This window comes from Pseudomonas sp. S2_A10 (assembly GCF_054668465.1).
The window spans coordinates 540,541-557,404 of record NZ_CP162773.1; the positions used below are offsets into that span (position 1 = coordinate 540,541).

The 16,864-nt window shown below is 59.2% G+C and carries 16 protein-coding genes; 5 read left to right on the forward strand and 11 right to left on the reverse strand.

Features of this window, described 5'->3' with window-relative positions; genetic code table 11:
- Positions 1-66: 66 nt before the first annotated feature.
- From AB4N41_RS02500 to AB4N41_RS02510, 3 genes are all read right to left on the reverse strand, one after another.
- A complete protein-coding gene (locus AB4N41_RS02500; protein ID WP_016773499.1) occupies positions 67-288 on the reverse strand; it encodes an FmdB family zinc ribbon protein in 222 nt (73 codons plus the stop codon).
- Positions 289-417: 129 nt separating this feature from the next.
- On the reverse strand, positions 418-756 hold the full coding sequence (locus tag AB4N41_RS02505; RefSeq protein WP_024014091.1) for a ribbon-helix-helix domain-containing protein: 339 nt from the start codon (positions 754-756) through the stop codon (positions 418-420).
- Between the two features lie 181 nt (positions 757-937).
- Complete coding sequence (locus tag AB4N41_RS02510) at positions 938-1,408, reverse strand: Dps family protein (RefSeq protein WP_041479794.1); 471 nt, start codon at positions 1,406-1,408, stop codon at positions 938-940.
- Positions 1,409-1,719: 311 nt separating this feature from the next.
- On the opposite strand from AB4N41_RS02510, the gene AB4N41_RS02515 reads away from it, so the two are divergent.
- The gene (locus AB4N41_RS02515) at positions 1,720-2,322 is read left to right on the forward strand and encodes a cold-shock protein (protein WP_016773496.1); all 603 of its coding nucleotides are present in this window, start codon (positions 1,720-1,722) and stop codon (positions 2,320-2,322) included.
- A gap of 65 nt (positions 2,323-2,387) precedes the next feature.
- Here the strand turns inward: AB4N41_RS02515 and AB4N41_RS02520 are convergent, their stop codons facing one another.
- Positions 2,388-2,594: a SlyX family protein gene (locus tag AB4N41_RS02520; RefSeq protein ID WP_041479795.1), complete on the reverse strand. Its 207-nt coding sequence runs from the start codon at positions 2,592-2,594 to the stop codon at positions 2,388-2,390.
- A gap of 3 nt (positions 2,595-2,597) precedes the next feature.
- Positions 2,598-3,023, reverse strand: coding sequence for an HIT family protein (locus AB4N41_RS02525; RefSeq protein WP_056787907.1), 426 nt, complete (start codon positions 3,021-3,023; stop codon positions 2,598-2,600).
- Positions 3,024-3,915: 892 nt separating this feature from the next.
- Between AB4N41_RS02525 and AB4N41_RS02530 the strand changes: the two genes are divergently transcribed.
- Positions 3,916-5,268, forward strand: a complete 1,353-nt coding sequence (locus tag AB4N41_RS02530; protein ID WP_056787902.1) for an OprD family porin — start codon at positions 3,916-3,918, stop codon at positions 5,266-5,268.
- Between the two features lie 225 nt (positions 5,269-5,493).
- On the opposite strand, the gene AB4N41_RS02535 is transcribed toward AB4N41_RS02530, so the two are convergent.
- Together AB4N41_RS02535 and AB4N41_RS02540 are read right to left on the reverse strand one after the other, a co-directional pair.
- On the reverse strand, positions 5,494-6,336 hold the full coding sequence (locus AB4N41_RS02535) for a mechanosensitive ion channel family protein (RefSeq protein ID WP_016773492.1): 843 nt from the start codon (positions 6,334-6,336) through the stop codon (positions 5,494-5,496).
- A 152-nt stretch (positions 6,337-6,488) separates the two neighbouring features.
- Positions 6,489-6,974 (reverse strand): YajQ family cyclic di-GMP-binding protein, encoded by a 486-nt coding sequence (locus tag AB4N41_RS02540; RefSeq protein ID WP_056787899.1) that lies wholly within the window; start codon positions 6,972-6,974, stop codon positions 6,489-6,491.
- Between the two features lie 140 nt (positions 6,975-7,114).
- Between AB4N41_RS02540 and AB4N41_RS02545 the strand changes: the two genes are divergently transcribed.
- From AB4N41_RS02545 to AB4N41_RS02555, 3 genes are read left to right on the forward strand one after another with little or no spacing between them, the layout of a single operon-like run.
- Entirely contained in the window at positions 7,115-8,032 is a 918-nt protein-coding gene (locus AB4N41_RS02545; RefSeq protein ID WP_252876790.1) for a putative 2-dehydropantoate 2-reductase, read from the forward strand.
- Between the two features lie 45 nt (positions 8,033-8,077).
- Positions 8,078-10,114, forward strand: coding sequence for a sensor histidine kinase (locus AB4N41_RS02550; protein ID WP_076563949.1), 2,037 nt, complete (start codon positions 8,078-8,080; stop codon positions 10,112-10,114).
- Positions 10,115-10,117: 3 nt separating this feature from the next.
- The gene (locus AB4N41_RS02555) at positions 10,118-10,702 is read left to right on the forward strand and encodes a cob(I)yrinic acid a,c-diamide adenosyltransferase (protein ID WP_122746771.1); all 585 of its coding nucleotides are present in this window, start codon (positions 10,118-10,120) and stop codon (positions 10,700-10,702) included.
- A 113-nt stretch (positions 10,703-10,815) separates the two neighbouring features.
- Here AB4N41_RS02555 and AB4N41_RS02560 read toward each other — a convergent pair whose 3' ends face one another.
- The 4 genes from AB4N41_RS02560 to secA all read right to left on the reverse strand — a co-directional run bounded on the left by AB4N41_RS02560 (position 10,816) and on the right by secA (position 16,633).
- Positions 10,816-11,763, reverse strand: a complete 948-nt coding sequence (locus tag AB4N41_RS02560; protein ID WP_252876791.1) for a Nudix family hydrolase — start codon at positions 11,761-11,763, stop codon at positions 10,816-10,818.
- Complete coding sequence (locus AB4N41_RS02565) at positions 11,760-12,392, reverse strand: glutathione S-transferase family protein (protein ID WP_024014096.1); 633 nt, start codon at positions 12,390-12,392, stop codon at positions 11,760-11,762. Before AB4N41_RS02565 ends, AB4N41_RS02560 begins: the two co-directional genes overlap by 4 nt.
- A 159-nt stretch (positions 12,393-12,551) precedes the next feature.
- Positions 12,552-13,769, reverse strand: coding sequence for a bifunctional glutamate N-acetyltransferase/amino-acid acetyltransferase ArgJ (argJ, locus tag AB4N41_RS02570; protein ID WP_041479803.1), 1,218 nt, complete (start codon positions 13,767-13,769; stop codon positions 12,552-12,554).
- Between the two features lie 122 nt (positions 13,770-13,891).
- A complete protein-coding gene (gene secA, locus AB4N41_RS02575; RefSeq protein WP_460138326.1) occupies positions 13,892-16,633 on the reverse strand; it encodes a preprotein translocase subunit SecA in 2,742 nt (913 codons plus the stop codon).
- Between the last annotated feature and the right edge of the window lie 231 nt (positions 16,634-16,864).

Sequence of the window (16,864 nt, forward strand, 5' to 3'; positions counted from 1 at the left end):
GTGGAGATCCCGCCGCCATCAAGCAGGGCGGAAACTCACGCGTGTCGTTCGTTCAGGGTTTGAACCCTAGTCAGCTTTGTCGCCACCGGCCAGATTCTTCTTGGCTCCGGTCTTGAAGTCGGTCTCGTACCAACCATTGCCGCTGAGGCGAAAACCCGGCATGGACAGCTGCTTCTTCAGTTCGGGCGCCTGGCAGGCAGGGCAATCGACCAACGGTGCGTCGCTGATCTTCTGAATGGCTTCCAACTGATGACCACAGGAAGCACATTGGTAATCGTACATTGGCATGGAGGTGTCTCGGCGATCAGATTGCTGCCGCGCGCAGGGCTTTGCGGCGAAAGCGCGGGATTATATCGATTAAATGCGGGCTGTGCAGCCGTAACGCTGCACAGCCCGCAACCTCGTTGCACCCGCCGTTCAGCGCGAAACTGCGGGTGCGAGATCTTTGATCCCGTTCATGACGCAAACCACCCGCACCAGCGCACTGAAATTCTTCACTCCGCCGTAACGCAGATGCACCTCACGATCAACGTGGGATAGCAGTGTGCTGATCGAGCAATGATTGTCCTCGGCCATGCCGCCGAGGATGTTCCAGTAGACCTGCTCGAGTCGCAGGCAGGTCGCAAAACCATTGAGGCGAATCGACCGCGACAGCGGCCGGATCAGATTCATGTCGAACTCGCTGACGAACGGATCGACCTTTATTACATGCCGCGAAGCCGACATCCTGTCGCTTCGCCTGTCTCCTTCTACCATAGCGTTGACACTCCTTTGCCATGACTGCTGATTTATAAGGCAACATCCTGCGCCTTCATAAAAACCCAGTGACAAAGTTAGCGCCATACGACTTGTTGACCAGCCTCGTAGGATAAGCCAACGACAACGGTAAGAGTCTGGAGAGCATGCGGACGACCTCACGCCGTCCGCAGCGTCTGGATCATTCCTCGAGCAGTGCGCGCAGCATCCACGCAGTTTTCTCGTGCACTTGCATGCGTTGGGTCAGCAGGTCAGCGGTCGGCTCGTCGCTGACCTTGTCCAGCAGCGGGAAAATGCCGCGCGCGGTACGGGTCACCGCTTCCTGGCCTTCGACCAATTGCTTGATCATGTCTTCGGCGCTCGGCACACCGACTTCTTCTTTAATAGAAGAAAGACGCGCGTAGGTCGCGTAGGCACCCGGCGCCGGGAAGCCCAACGCACGGATACGCTCGGCGATCAAATCGACGGCCAGCGCCAGCTCGTTGTATTGCTCTTCGAACATCAGGTGCAACGTGCGAAACATCGGGCCAGTGACGTTCCAGTGGAAGTTATGGGTTTTCAGATACAGCACGTAGGTGTCCGACAGCAGTCGCGACAGCCCTTCGACGATGGATTTGCGGTCTTCTTCACTGATACCGATATCAATTGCCATGCTTGCCCCCTAACAGTGATTGAATTCATCCAGCAGGTTCGGTCCCACTGTAGCAAGGCAAGAGCCGGCTCGCAGCTATGAATCCGTGGTCAGACTGCGACAAATCGACCGTTTTTCTGCCGCTGGCCGGGCTGATTTGAGTAGCCGCAGGCTTTGCTGTTAAATAGGCAGTGTGTCGCCATGCCCTATTTTCCGGGGTGTTGCGCATAGGCTGATGCCGTGTACGTGTCCACCGCCTCTTATTTTGTCCTGAAGCGAACCGTGCGCCTTCAGCTCTTCCTTGTGAGCCGTCATAACGTGAGCCAATCAAAATGTTGAAAATCGTCCACCTGCTAATGGGCGCAGCAGCCTTGCTGCTGTCGTTCATACCCAGCCTGAAAGCCGAAGCCGTTCCTTACCTGCAACAGCCCGATGCACTTTACCTGGCCTTTTTCGGCCTGCTGAACCTGGTCATCGCTCCAGTGATTCCGTACTGGAACAAAGGCCCGCGCCAGCATCTGCAAAATCTGGTCAGCGCCCTGCTGGTGCTGACTGTCGTCCTGCAAACCCTGACGCTGATCGCACCAATGCCGGTCATCGCTGGCCAACCGGCGGTGTTGTTCAGTCTGGTGATCGCCCTGGTTGCCGTGCTGCTGCATTTGGCCGTGAGCTTTTACAAATCGTCACCGGCCGCTGCGCCGACCACCTATGACATGAGCAATCGCGATACCGGCACCGTGAAGTGGTTCAACACTTCCAAGGGTTTCGGGTTTATCTCCCGGGACTCCGGCGATGATATTTTCGTGCACTTTCGCGCCATTCGTGGCGAAGGCCACCGTGTTCTGGTCGAAGGCCAGCGCGTCGAGTTCTCGGTGATGAACCGCGACAAAGGCCTGCAAGCCGAGGACGTGATCGCCGCTCTGCCGCGTCGCTGATCCAAAGCAAAAAAAAACCGCGAACAGCCTGTCTGTTCGCGGTTTTTTTATGCCTGCCGAATGGCTCAATAATGCGGCGGCGGTGCATCTTCCTCAAAAGCACCGAACTGCCCGACCATCTCTTCGTGACGCTTGATCAGCGCTTCCATCTGCAATTGCAAGCGCTCGATGACCTTCTGCTGCGCCACCAGCACATCGTTCAATGCCTGAATGGTGTCATCCTGAAAGGCCAGACGGCTTTCCAGATCGGTAACGCGTCCTTCAAGGCTCATGACTCAGCCCTCCAAAAAAGTGAATTCATCGGTCAGCACCAGACGCAAGCGCTCGCGAATGGCTGCTACCTGTTCCGCGCTGTACGGCTTGGCCGGGTGCCTGCCCCAGACCGGAGCCGGCCAGGCGACATCGTCACGCTTACGCACGATCACATGCATATGTAACTGGCTGACAACGTTACCCAGGGTTGCCACGTTCAGCTTGTCCGCGTCGAACGAATCCTTGAGTAACTCGGCAAGGGTGGTGGTTTCCTGCCACAGTTGCTGCTGATCGGCGACATCCAACTGAAACAACTCGCTTATATCCTCGCGACGAGGTACCAGGATGAACCAAGGGTAATTGCTGTCGTTGGACAGCAACAGCCGGCACAACGGAAAGTCGCCGATGACCAGGGCGTCCTGTTGAAGTCGTGAATCCAAAGCAAACACTGTGAGCACTCCCGCTGATCCTCTAACTCAGCTTAGCGGCGGCCCATTCGAAGCAGCGCGCCAAGCGACAGAACGGCAGCATACCTGCGAATGCAGCGAGCTTCACGCCGCTGCCGGCAGTAAATCGCCAGGCGCTCCGACATGAAACATTTATCCCGGCCGCGCACCAACACAGGCCCCGACATGAGCCTTGACGTGAAGAGCTGCACGAAAATCCTTGATCTGCCGTACCTCAGGTCAATCGCCGCCAGATTGGCCAAGGCTGGATTCATGATTTTTTTGCACCAAAACTGCACAACACGACTACGCTCACTGGGTCGGGCATCCGCTAAATACTCAGTACGGGGTGAACCGGTAACGTTTTTTGCTGTCCTGCGCACCTTGGGTGCGCTGCAACACCATTGGGAGAACCTCGTCAAGCCCGCAGAAAAAAAGGCTCCGGAGCCCCGTTTTCACACGGTTTTCACATCTGCGAGCGGCCCACAGAAAAATAACCGCAGCGTTTTCGCGGTTTGTGCACGCTTGTTGCATTAGTAACCGTATGGACTATAAGCGCACCGCTGGAAGTGGTCGCTTGAAGCCAATAAAAACAGTGGCAGGGTTGCCCGATGGAGATTCAAGTGTTTTGCCAGGGACTCTTTTTTAGCGATGCAAAAAAGGCCCGGAAACAGCGATAAAGTTGTCAGTCCGGCTGCATCGGTACTGTGAATTTGCGACATCCAGCGCTCCTTTTGCGACAACGCCGTAAAGAAGCTGAAAGGTTGATTTCGCAAGTATCGCCAACAATGTCGGCGTGATATAAGTTTGCGCCGACACAAAAAGAAAGAGCCGCCCAGATAATAAAACAGGTGGGACGGCAGTACTCTTCTAAAAACCAAAGGAGCAAATCACGATGCGCGTGATGAAGTGGAGCATGATCGCCCTGGCTGTTGCAGCAGGCACCTCGCAGTTCGCAATGGCGTCTTCTCAGGATGAAGCCAAAGGTTTCCTGGAAGATCAGAGCCTGAAACTGAAGACTCGTTTCGAATACATGAACCGCGACTACAAAAATGGCGCGGGCAACGTTTCCAACGGTGACGGCACTTTCAAAAGTGGCTATCGCCAGGATAGCGGTCTCAGCCAACTGCTGACTTACGAGTCGGGCTTCACTCAAGGCACCGTAGGCTTCGGTCTCGACGCCATGGCCATGGGTTCGGTAAAACTGGACGGCGGTTCGGGTCGTCGGGGTAACGGCTTGTTCGCCAACGACAGCGATGGCAACCCTGAGAAATCCCAGGGCAAGGTCGGCGGCGCAGTCAAATTCCGTGTATCCGACACCGTTCTGAAATACGGTCAGCAATTCGTTGCCAGCCCGGTTTTCGCCACTGACGACAGCCGTCTGCTGCCAGAAGTCGCCACCGGTACCCTGATCACTTCCAAAGAGATCAAAGGTCTGGAACTTAGCGCAGGTCGCTTCACAGCGCTGAGCAAGCAGACCGGCATGGGCCGCGACAGCATCGCCGGTCTGCCGGATGAAGATGGCAATGGCGGCAAAGGCCTGACCAGCATCAACATCTTCGGTGCCAGCTACGCCTTCACAGACAATTTCACCGGTGCATTGGCTGCTTCCGACGCTGAAGACTACTTCAAGAAGTACTACGTCAACCTCAACTACACCTTGCCGATCAACGACGAGCAGTCGCTGAACTTCGACTTCAACGGTTACCACACCAAAGGCGACAAACGCGGCGACTTGGTCAGTGCAATTGGCGACGAGACCGACGACAACGATACCCGTGGCGTAGACAACAACCTGTGGTCCTTGGCAGCAGCTTACAGCTTGGGCGCCCACAAGTTCACCGTTGCTTACCAGCAGTCGAGCGGCGACAACGCTTACTACTATGGCGTTGACGGCAACAGTACAATTTTCGTGGCCAACTCCATCCAGATTTCCGACTTCGTGGGCCGCGAAGAAAAATCGTGGCAGGCTCGCTATGACCTGAACATGAAGACTTACGGCGTACCTGGCCTGAGCTTCATGACCCGTTATGTGATGGGTGACAACATCAAGACCAACGGTCTGGGTGAAGGTAAAGAGAACGAGTGGAACGCCGAGTCCAAGTACGTGGTTCAGGAAGGTCCGGCCAAAGACCTGTCGTTCCGTCTGCGTTACGCCATGTACCGCTCCAACGGTGCCTACAGCGGTTACTCGTCTGATAACAACGACACCCGTCTGATCATCGAGTACCCACTGAACATCCTCTAATAAGGATGCGAAGCTGACGTACTGTAGAGCTCTGGTCTAACAAAACCGCCCGCCTGTATCAGGTGGGCGGTTTTTTTATGGATGAATAACTGATCAAACAGAAAAAACATTAGCCAGCTACTTATTAGCCAGCATAGTTTTATCGCGCCGATAAAAAACCCGAGAGTGTGCACACTGCTCGGGTTTTATATTAGTTGCTGACTGCCAAGCCAACTTCAAAGACGCTTACTGCGTGGCAGATTCCTGCACTACGCGTATAACCCGCTGTGGAAACGGAATATCAATCCCGGCAGCCTTCAAACGATCCCGCGCCTGTTCATTGAACATGAACATCACATCCCAATAATCCGCAGTTTTAACCCAGACACGCAGGGAAACCGTGATCGAACTGTCGCCCAATGTCGAAATCACTGCCTGTGGCTCGGGGTCCTGCATGACGCGGGGATCCTTGGCCAGATCCAGCAATACCTGACGGGCCTTCTGCAGATCCGCTTCGTAATCCACGCCCACATCGAACACGACTTTGCGGGTTGGCTGGCGGTTGGTGTTGGTGATGATGCCGTTCGACAGGTTGCCGTTGGGCAGGATGATGGTCTTGTTGTCGCCGGTACGCAGCACGGTGTGGAAAATCTGGATGCTGTCGACGGTACCCGCTACACCTTGGGCTTCGATCCAGTCACCGATACGGAACGGGCGGAACAGCAGAATCAGCACGCCGCCAGCGAAGTTCGCCAGGCTGCCCTGCAAGGCCAAGCCAATCGCCAGACCCGCAGCACCGATAGCCGCGACGAACGAGGTGGTTTCGACGCCGATCATCGACGCGACGCTGACAATCAGCAGCACCTTGAGAATGATGTTGGCCAGGCTGCTGATAAAGCCTTGCAGCGCGAGGTCGGCATTGCGCAGGGCCAGCAGACCGCCGAGTTTTTGCGTGACCTTGTTGATCAGCCACCAGCCGATCGCCAGGGTAATCACTGCCAGCAGTACGCGGCTGCCGTATTCCATGATCATCGGGATCCACGCCTGGGACGCCTTGACCAGGTGGTCCACTTCCGCATTCAAATCCATGTTCTATCTCCTGATTTCCGGCTTCCCGGGGTGTATTCAAAACAACTGTGGGAGCGAGCCTGCTCGCGAATGCGGCGTGTCAGTCAACTTTTCGCTGAATGAAACACCGCATTCGCGAGCAGGCTCGCTCCCACATAGCCTTCAGACCAAGCTTAGTCGCGGAAGTTGTTGAACTGCAGCGGCATGCCGAATTCCCTGGCACGCAGGGCCGCGATGGCTTCCTGCAAATCGTCGCGCTTCTTGCCGGTGACACGCACCTGCTCGCCCTGAATGGCGGCCTGAACCTTGAGCTTGGCTTCCTTGATGTGGCCGACGATTTTCTTTGCCAGCTCCTTGTCGATGCCTTCCTTGAGGATGGCGTCCTGCTTCATCAGCTTGCCGGACGCGTAAGCATCCTTGACCTCGAGGCACTGCACGTCGATCTTGCGCTTGGTCAGCGCCAGCTTGAGGATTTCGATCATCGCTTCGAGCTGGAAAGCAGCTTCGGCGGTGAGGCTGACGGTCAGGTCTTTTTCCTTGAACTCGAAGCTGCCCTTGCCTTTCAGGTCATAACGACGATCGAGTTCCTTCACGGCGTTCTCGACCGCGTTGGTGAGTTCGTGTTTGTCCAGTTCGGATACCACGTCGAACGACGGCATGTAATCTCTCCAATAAAAAGGCGCGCTCGATGTGGATGGAGCGCGCTTGGCTTGCGGTTAAAATCGGGCTCATTATAACGGGTCTTTTCCTACCGATACGGCGAGCCGCACATGCCTGCAAGCAATCGAGCAAAAAACTGATGTCGACCACCTGGCACGTACTTGGCGCCGGCAGCCTCGGCACACTCTGGGCGACACGTCTGGCTCGCGCCGGCTTGCCTGTGCAACTGATCCTGCGCGATGCGGCGCGCTTGCACAGCTACGAGGCAGTGGGCGGCTTGACCCTGGTAGAAAACGGACAAGCTCATACCTATGCAGTTCCCGGCGAAACCCCGGACAGCCCCGAGCCAATTCGCCGTTTACTGGTCGCGTGCAAGGCCTATGACGCCGAAGAGGCCGTCGCCCGCCTCGCTTCACGCCTCGCTCCGGATGTCGAACTGATTCTCCTGCAAAACGGCCTTGGCAGTCAGGACGCCGTCGCCGCGCGGGTGCCACAGGCGCGCTGCATCAGCGCCTCCAGCACCGAGGGCGCGTTCCGTGATGGCGATTGGCGCGTGGTGTTCGCCGGTCACGGGTTCAACTGGCTGGGCGATGGTGCAAATCCGCTGGCGCCGGTCTGGCTGGACGACCTGCAAGCGGCGAACATTCCCCATGAATGGAGCGCTGACATCCTCACTCGACTGTGGCGCAAACTGGCGCTGAACTGCGCGATCAACCCGCTGACCGTGCTGCACGATTGCCGCAACGGCGGGCTGAGCGAGCATCACTGCGAAGTTGCCACGCTCTGCGCCGAACTGGCTGAACTGCTGGAGCGCTGCGGCCAGCCGGCTGCGGCGGAAAACCTGCAAGCGGAAGTCGAACGGGTGATTCACGCCACCGCCGCCAATTACTCTTCGATGTATCAGGACGTCGCCAATCAGCGCCGCACCGAGATCAGCTATCTGTTGGGCCACGCCTGCAAAGTTGCCGAGCGCCATCAGTTGCATCTGCCGCATCTGCAGCAGTTGCAGCAACGCCTGATCGCTCATCTGCACAAGCGTGGATTGCCCAGCGACTGAGCAGCCGCTAGGCTGACGACTTGTTCCCCTGCTGCGATAAACCTGATGCCATTGCGCCAGCGCCTTGAAAACCTGCCGGTCGGCCAGAAACTGCTGGCGGCCCTGCTGGTGTTGTTGACCACGGTTCTGCTGGTCGCCAACCTGACCTTTATCAGCGCCGCCTACTACATTTCCCAGGAAAGCATGGCGCCACAGGCCTTGCAGACCATCGGCCGGCTGATCGCCAATCCGAGTCTGGTCAGCGATGCGCTGGAGTCGCCGCGCAGCGCCGAGCGCCTGCTCAAGGAGCTCGACAGTTATTCACCGCTGCGCGCCGCCGCCCTGTACGACGGCAAGGGCGAACGCCTGGCGCAAGTGCAGCGCGGCGAAAAACTCAGTCTCCCTGAGCGCTACCGCCATGTCGAAGCCTGGCAACTCACCGAGTTTCGCAGCAATCAACTGATCACCCTGCCCCGCCCCGGCGCCGCACCGGGGCATCTGTTGCTGGTGGCCAGCAGCGAACTGCCGATGGCGTTCTACACCGGCACTCTGACCGCCAGCCTCGGCATCCTGATCTTCAGCGTACTGCTGTGGCTGGTGATTGCCCGGCAGATCAAGCGCCTGATCACCCGGCCGATTCATCAGCTGGAGGAATTGTCCCGGCAGGTCACTCGCGAAGAGAACTACGCCTTGCGCGCCGCGCGCGGCAACCACGACGAAATCGGCAGTCTGGCCGAGGCGTTCAACACCATGCTCTCGCGCATCGAAGCCCGCGAGCAGCAGCTCAAGCGTGCCCGCGACGACTCGCAGGCCGCATACGATCAGGCGCAAGGCCTGGCCGAGGAAACCCGCCACACCAACCGCAAGCTGGAGCTGGAAGTCCAGGTGCGCAGCAAGATCGAAAAGAAACTCACCGGCTTCCAGAATTACCTCAACAGCATCATCGACTCGATGCCCTCGGCGCTGATCGCCCTCGACGAGCAGCTCTACGTCACCCAGTGGAACCAGGAAGCCAGCGCGCTCTCCGGCACGCGCCTGGACGAGGCGCTGAACCAGCCGATCTTTCTCGCCTTCGAACCGCTCAAGCCGTTTTTGCCGCAGCTCAAGGCCACCGTCGAACAGCACACCGTGGCCAAAGTCGACCGGGTAACCTGGTTCAAGGACGATGAACCCAAGCATTACGCGCTGACGTTTTACCCACTGATGGGCGGTGCCGGGCGTGGCGTGGTGATCCGTATCGACGACATCACTCAGCGTCTGTCGCTGGAAGAAATGATGGTGCAGTCGGAGAAGATGCTCTCGGTCGGTGGCCTCGCGGCCGGCATGGCCCACGAAATCAACAACCCGCTCGGCGCGATCCTGCACAACGTGCAGAACATTCGCCGGCGTCTGTCGGCGGATCTGCCGAAGAACATCGAGACTGCCGAACAACTGGGCATCGAACTGGACACTGTGAACCGCTACCTGCAAGGCCGCGAAGTCCCGCAACTGCTCGACGGCATTCAACAGGCCGGCGCCCGCGCAGCGAAAATCGTCACGCACATGCTCAGCTTCAGCCGCCGCAGCACCCGGCAAATGGCGCCGTGCGATCTACCGGCGCTGATCGATCAGGCCGTTGAGATCGCCGGCAACGATTTCGATCTGGCCATCGGCTTCGACTTCAAGGGCCAGGCGATCATCCGCCAGTTCGACCCGGCACTGGGTCCGGTGCCGGGCACCGCCAACGAACTGGAACAGGTGCTGCTCAATCTGCTGAAAAATGCCGCGCAGGCGATTCATCAGCGCGAAGACGACAGCGAGCCGGGCCGGATCATTTTGCGCACCAGGCTCAATCCGCCGTGGGCCGAGATTCAGGTCGAGGACAACGGCATCGGCATGAGCGAGAACGTGCGCAAGCGCACTTTCGAGCCGTTCTTTACCACCAAGGAAATCGGCCAGGGCACCGGCCTTGGCCTGTCGGTGTCGTACTTCATCATCACCAACAATCACAAAGGCCAGATGGAAGTGCAGTCGGCGCCCGGCCAGGGCACTTGCTTCACTCTGCGTCTGCCGCTGGTGCAGCCTGCGCCGTTGACCACCGAAACCAATTCACTACCGAGGTAACCCATGGGCTTTCGCTTGTCGAAGATCTACACCCGCACCGGCGACAAAGGCGAAACCGGCCTCGGTGACGGCCGTCGCGTCCCCAAGGATCACCCGCGCATCGAGGCGATCGGCGAGGTCGATACGCTGAACAGTCAGGTCGGCGTGTTGCTGGCGGGTCTGCTCGCCGAGCGTGAAGTGCATCCGGGGCTCAACGAGATCATTGAGGTGTTGGCGCCTTGTCAGCATCGCCTGTTCGACCTCGGTGGCGAATTGGCGATGCCTGAATATCAGGCACTGAACGAGGCTGAAATCGAGCGTTTGGAAGCGGCGATTGATGTGTGGAATGAAGAGCTGGGGCCGCTGGAAAACTTCATCTTGCCGGGTGGTTCGATGTTGATTGCGCAGGCACATGTCTGCCGCAGTCTGGCGCGCAGTGCCGAGCGGCGCTGTCAGCATTTGAATGCGCTGGAGCCGTTGGCCGGGGTTGGCCTGGCGTATATCAATCGGTTGTCGGATTTGCTGTTTGTTGTGGCGCGGTTGATTGCGCGGCGGCAGGGGGTGGCGGAGATTTTGTGGCAGCCGGCGGCGAAACCTGAAGGAAAGTAGCGCCTGTCAGGGCGCCTTCGCGAGCAGGCTCGCTCCCACATTTGACTGCATTCTGACTGGAGAAATGCAATCCACTGTGTGAGCGAGCCTGCTCGCGAAGAGGTCGGTAGCCCTTACACTGGATCAGGCCAGAACGCCCGAATCCCCGCGACACCCTGAGCCCCAGTACCCCAAGCCTTCTCGCGTTCCGCCGGCCCTACTCCACCGAGCAGAAACACCGGTTTACTGAAACCGTCAATCAACGCCTGTGCTCGCTCCCACCCCAACGGCTGCGCATCCGGGTGCGTCAGCGTCGGCTGCACCGGCGACAGAGTGACGAAATCAACGCCCATCTGCTCGGCCAGCGCCAGTTCTTCGGCGTCATGGCAGGACGCCGCGAGCCAGCGCTCGGCCGGCAACGGACGTCCTGCCGCTGCGTATTTACGCAGTTGGGCAGCGGTGATGTGCCATCCGGCAGACGGGAAATCGCCCAGCCATTCGAACGGCCCTTTGATCATCAACTGCGCCTTGCCGGCGCACAGGCCCACCGCGTCGACCGCCAGATCACGGTATTTCGGGTCGTAGCCGTTGGGTGCGCGCAGCTGGATCAATTTGATTCCGCCGGCAATCGCTTTCTGGATGCCGCGCAACAAGGCCGGGCCTTCCAGATCTTCGGGAGTGATCAAGTATTCGGCAGGCAAGCGCGCCGCCGCGACGATCGGCTGATTGGCCGCCGGGAACTCGTAGTTGATCAATTCCCTGGCAGTGACCCAGGCCAGTGGCTGGCCTTCAGCGCCGTGGGGTTCGCCACTGAACGCCGAGACTTCCCAGACATCCAGCAAGACCTGTTTGTCCGGGTAATCGTGGCGAACCTTGATCAGCGGCCGCGCAGCATCAACGACGATGCCCAGCTCTTCGTGCAGCTCGCGAGCCAGTGCCGATTCGACAGACTCGTCAGCCTCGACCTTGCCACCGGGAAACTCCCACAAGCCGCCTTGATGCTGGGTGTCGGCACGGCGGGCGATAAGGATTTTGCCGGCGCCGTCACGAATGACGGCAGCGGCGACGTGGACGCGTTTCACGGGTTCAATTCCTCCAGTCCAGCCTTTTGCCACGCTTTGAAGGCGGGCCATTGGTAGATGGTTTCAACATAGGCTTCGTCGACCGCCGGCAGCTTCACCTGATAGGTGCGCAAGCGCACGGCGATCGGCGCGAAAAAGGCATCGGCAAGGCTGACACGACCGAACAGGTACGGCCCCTCTTCCGTCGCTGCCGCGCGGCATTCGGCCCACAGCGCGAGCATGCGTTCGATATCGACCTTCACTTCTGGCGGCACCGGGTTGAGCGGTGCGTCCTGGCTCAGGTTGAACGGCATGTGGTTACGCATGGCGAAGAAGCCGCTGTGCATTTGTGCGCAGGCCGAGCGGGCCTGGGCGCGGGCGAAGGTATCGCTCGGCCAGAGTTGCTCGGACGGAAACTGTTCGGCGAGGTACTCAGCAATGGCCAGCGAATCGGCGATGGTGCCACGGGTGGTTTGCAGCAGCGGCACCTTGCCGGTCGGCGAGTGCTTGAGCAGGCGCTCGCGGGTGTCGGGTTTGCCGAGCTTGATCAGCTCTTCGCTGTAGGGTGCGCCGGTCAGGTCCAGCGCCAGTGCCGCACGCAGGGACCAGGAGGAAAGCAGTTTGTCGCCGATGATCAGGTGCAGGGACATGGTGTGGCGCCTTTTCGTCAGAGGAATGCTTCTGAATGGGTTGTGTCTGGACCGCCGCTTTCGCGAGCAGGCTCGCTCCCACAGAGAACCGAGCTGCAGCGAGAATACCCTGTGGGAGCGAGCCTGCTCGCGAATGGAGCGGCTCGGTCCCGGACCAGGTCAAGTACGGTATTCAGCGTTGATCTTCACGTACTCATGCGACAGGTCGGTGGTCCAGATGGTTTCGCTGCAATCACCGCGGCCCAGTTCGATGCGGATGGTGATTTCTTCCTGCTGCATCACTGCCGAGCCCTGGGCTTCAGTGTAGGTCGCGGCGCGGGCGCCACGGCTGGCGATGCACACGTCGCCGAGGAACACGTCGATCTTGCTCACGTCCAGATCCGGCACGCCGGCACGACCCACGGCAGCGAGGATACGGCCCCAGTTCGGGTCAGAGGCGAACAGCGCGGTCTTGATCAGCGGCGAGTGGGCCACGGTGTAACCGACGTCCAGGCATTCCTGATGATTGCCGCCGCCATTCACTTCAACGGTAACGAATTTGGTCGCGCCTTCGCCGTCACGCACGATGGCCTGGGCGACGTCCATGCACACTTCGAACACCGCTTGTTTCAGCTTGGCGAACAGCTCGCCTTCAGCGCGAGTGATCTCGGGCAGCGCGGCCTTGCCTGTAGCGATCAGCATGCAGCAGTCGTTGGTCGAGGTGTCGCCGTCGATGGTGATGCGGTTGAACGACTTGTTGGCGCCGTCGAGCATCAGGTTGTGCAGCACCTCGCGGGAGACTTTGGCGTCGGTGGCGATGTAACCCAGCATGGTCGCCATGTTCGGGCGAATCATGCCGGCGCCTTTGCTGATGCCGGTGACAGTGATGGTCACGCCGTCATGCTCGAACTGGCGGCTGGCGCCCTTGGGCAGGGTGTCGGTGGTCATGATCCCGGTGGCCGCGGCTTCCCAGTTGTTCTCCGACAGATCATCCAGCGCGGCTTGCAGTGCGCCTTCGATCTTCTCGACCGGCAGCGGCTCGCCGATCACGCCAGTGGAGTACGGCAGAATCTGGCTGGCATCGACGCCGGTCAGCTCAGCCAGTTTAGCGGTGGTGCGCTCGGCGGCGGCCAGGCCCGGTTCGCCGGTGCCGGCGTTGGCATTGCCCGTGTTGGTCAGCAAGTAACGCACGGCATTGTGCACGCGCTTTTTCGCCAGGATCACCGGCGCGGCGCAGAACGCGTTCAGGGTGAACACGCCAGCCACGGTCGAACCTTCAGCACAGCGCATCACCACTACATCCTTGCGCCCCGGGCGCTTGATGCCGGCCGAGGCGATACCGAGTTCAAAACCGGCAACCGGGTGCAACGTTGGCAAAGGACCAAGACCAACAGCCATGAATGCGCTCCTTACTCAATGATGTCAGCACCGCCACGGGAAAGGACGGTGGGATAAATGGCAAAACGCCGCGACGGCAGGAGCCGGTCGCGGCGCGGGGTGTTCAGCGATTGAAACGGGTTTTACTGGATCTGCCCGTGGCAATGCTTGTATTTCTTGCCCGAACCGCAGTAGCACAGTTCGTTGCGGCCCAGCTTCTGCTCGTTGCGCACCGGGGCAGCGGCAGTGGCGAGAGCCACATCGACCTCTTCACCCAGCGCTTCCGGCTGATCCAGGCCAGGCGCTTCGGCGTGTTCGAACTGCATGCGCGCCGCCAGTGCTTCGGCTTCCTGACGCAGGCGTTGCTCTTCGGCTTCCGGATCTTCGCGACGAACCTGAACATGCGAGAGCACGCGGATCGAGTCGCGCTTGATCGAATCCAGCAGCTCGGAGAACAGTGTGAACGACTCGCGCTTGTATTCCTGCTTCGGGTTCTTCTGCGCATAGCCACGCAAGTGAATGCCGTGACGCAGGTGATCCATGGTCGACAGGTGATCTTTCCACAGGTCGTCGAGTACGCGCAGGACGATCTGCTTCTCGAACGAGCGCAGCGCCTCGGCACCGGCCTGATCTTCTTTCTCGTTGTAAGCCGCCATCAGCTCGGTCATGAGCTTCTCGCGCAGGGTTTCTTCGTACAGGTGATCGTCTTCTTCGAGCCATTGCTGGATCGGCAGTTTCACGCCGAAATCGCTTTCGATCGACGCTTCCAGACCGGCCACGTCCCACTGCTCTGGCAGCGATTGCGGCGGAATGTGCGCGCTGACGGTAGCGTTGAGCACGTCCTGACGGAAGTCGGCGATGGTCTCACCGATGTTGTCAGCGGCCAGCAACGTGTTACGCATGTGATAGATCACTTTACGCTGTTCGTTGTTGACGTCGTCGAACTCGAGCAGTTGCTTGCGGATGTCGAAGTTGCGGCCTTCAACCTTGCGCTGCGCCTTCTCGATCGCGTTGGTCACCATACGGTGCTCGATCGCTTCGCCCGGCTGCATGCCCAGGGCTTTCATGAAGTTCTTCACGCGGTCGGAGGCGAAGATGCGCATCAGGCTGTCTTCCAGCGACAGGTAGAAGCGGCTCGAACCGGCATCGCCCTGACGACCGGCACGGCCACGCAGCTGGTTGTCGATACGGCGCGATTCGTGACGCTCGGAAGCAATTACCTGCAAGCCGCCGGACTCCAGCACTTGCTGGTGACGCTTCTGCCAGTCGGCCTTGATCTGCGCGATCTGCTCAGGAGTCGGGTTCTCCAGCGAAGCGACTTCCACTTCCCAGTTGCCGCCCAACAGGATGTCGGTACCACGACCGGCCATGTTGGTGGCGATGGTCAGCGCACCCGGACGACCGGCCTGAGCGATGATCTCAGCTTCTTTTTCGTGGAACTTGGCGTTGAGAACCTTGTGTTCGATGCCTTCTTTGACGAGCAATTCGGACATGTGCTCGGACGTCTCGATGGTCGCGGTACCCACCAGCACCGGACGACCGGCGGCCATGCTTTCCTTGATGTCCGCGACGATCGCAGCGTATTTCTCTTCGGCGGTGAGGAACACCAGGTCGTTGTAGTCTTTACGCGCCAACGGTTTGTTCGGCGGAATGACCATGACTTCCAGACCATAGATCTGGTGGAATTCGAACGCTTCGGTGTCGGCGGTACCGGTCATGCCGGACAGCTTGGTGTACAGACGGAAGTAGTTCTGGAAGGTGGTCGAGGCCAGGGTCTGGCTCTCGGCCTGGATGTTCAGACCTTCCTTGGCTTCGATAGCCTGGTGCAGGCCTTCGGACAGACGACGACCCGGCATGGTACGACCGGTGTGTTCGTCGACCAGTACGACCTGACCGTCCTGCACGATGTATTCAATGTTGCGATTGAACAGCTTGTGCGCACGCAGACCGGCGTAGACGTGGGTCAGCAGGCCAAGGTTGTGCGCCGAGTACAGGCTCTCGCCTTCGGCCAGCAGGCCGACGCGGGTGAGCATTTCTTCGATGAACTGGTGACCGGCTTCGTTGAGTTCGACCTGACGGGTCTTTTCGTCAACGGTGTAGTGGCCGGCCTTGGTGACCTGGCCTTCGACTTCCTCGACGTGCAGTTCCAGCTGCGGGATCAGTTTGTTGATCTCCATGTACAGCTTGGAGCTGTCCTCGGCCTGACCGGAAATGATCAGCGGAGTACGCGCTTCGTCGATGAGGATGGAGTCGACTTCGTCGATCACGGCAAAGTTGAGTTCGCGCTGGAATTTTTCATCCATGCTGAACGCCATGTTGTCGCGCAGGTAGTCGAAACCGAATTCGTTGTTGGTGCCGTAGGTGATGTCGGCGGCGTAGGCGGCACGCTTTTCTTCCGGCGGCTGGAACGGCGTCACGACGCCGACAGTCAGGCCGAGGAATTCATACAGCGGACGCATCCAGTTGGCGTCACGGCGGGCCAGGTAGTCGTTCACGGTCACAACGTGCACGCCCTTGCCGGACAGTGCGTTGAGGTAAACACCCAGGGTGGCCACGAGGGTCTTGCCCTCACCGGTGCGCATTTCGGCAATCTTGCCTTCGTGCAGAGTCATGCCGCCGACGAGTTGCACGTCGAAGTGGCGCATGCCCATCACACGCTTGCCGGCCTCGCGGGCTACGGCGAAGGCTTCAGGCAACAGCTTGTCGAGGGTCTCCCCTTTGGCGATACGGGCCTTGAACTCGGCGGTCTTGGCGCGCAATTGATCGTCCGAAAGGGCCACCATTTGCTCTTCGAAGGCATTGACGAGCTGCACCGTCTTGAGCATGCGTTTGACTTCACGCTCGTTCTTGCTTCCAAAAAGTTTCTTTAACAAAGGCGCAAACATATCGGCAGGATCTTCCACACTAAAGGGATGGAGGGCGGCCCCGTGAGTCGCCCGTGCAGCCCTCATGGCCGCATGCGAACGAGCATTCTACCCGGAAACGGTGGTGAGGAAAGTGGCGATGTTCCACGATGCTGGCACTGCGCTTTGACGGGGCTCACTTAAAATAGGGGCGTTTTGCTCAACTTCAACCCGTCGGGGGAAAGAAGTCAGGCGTTGATTTAATGAGCAAAT